The organism is Mitsuaria sp. WAJ17 (assembly GCF_014174515.1).
Classification (GTDB): domain Bacteria; phylum Pseudomonadota; class Gammaproteobacteria; order Burkholderiales; family Burkholderiaceae_C; genus Roseateles_B.
Window position 1 is genome coordinate 1 of the sequence record NZ_JACJUG010000099.1, and the last position, 687, is coordinate 687.

A 687-nucleotide genomic window follows, 5' to 3' on the forward strand; every position below is an offset into this window, starting at 1 on the left:
AGGTCGTGAACGACATCCACGGGCAGGGCGTGACCATCCTGCTGGTCGAGCAGAACGCGAGCCGCGCACTGGCCGCAGCCAACCGCGGCTACGTGATGGAGAGCGGCCTGATCACCATGACCGGCGCCGGCAAGGACCTGCTCAGCGATCCCAAGGTCCGCGCCGCCTATTTGGGTGAATAAGCACACCACCCCCTCCGTTCAAGGATGGCCAGCGGCGCAGCCGCTCGGCCCTCGCGCGAAGCCCGAGGAATTGGCTTTGCCGGGCCTGCGGGCTGCCTTGCAGGCCGCGTCGGGTCTTGCGCCCCGACTCTTCGCCAGGCTAGGGAGGTTCACTGAACCTCCGCAGTCCGGGCTCAGCCCCTTGAGGGGCCCGCGAAGCGGGTAGGGGTGGAACTGTTTCCAGAGCGGGATTACAGACAAGTCGCGAGCAGGAGCCTCAACCCGCAGGCTCAGCGGCCCACAAGGTCGCAGGCGCTCGTTACACAGGAGATGAGACGATGAAATCGCAGATGAAGCTGGTGGCCGCAGCGGCCCTGGCACTGATGGGCGGTAGCGCCCTGGCTCAAGACCTGGTCGTCAAGATCGGTCACGTCGGACCCACCAGCGGCGGCATTGCCCACCTGGGCAAGGACAATGAGTTGGGCGCCCGCATGGCCATCGACGAACTCAACGCCAAGGGCGTGAT

The 687-nt window shown here is 66.1% G+C and carries 2 pseudogenes; both read left to right on the top strand.

Annotation, left to right across the window (positions count from 1 at the left end):
• Window positions 1-182 (top strand): annotated as a pseudogene (locus H5407_RS23540) (ABC transporter ATP-binding protein); the annotation flags it as partial.
• Between the two features lie 317 nt (window positions 183-499).
• A pseudogene (locus tag H5407_RS23545) lies at window positions 500-687 on the top strand (branched-chain amino acid ABC transporter substrate-binding protein); the annotation flags it as partial.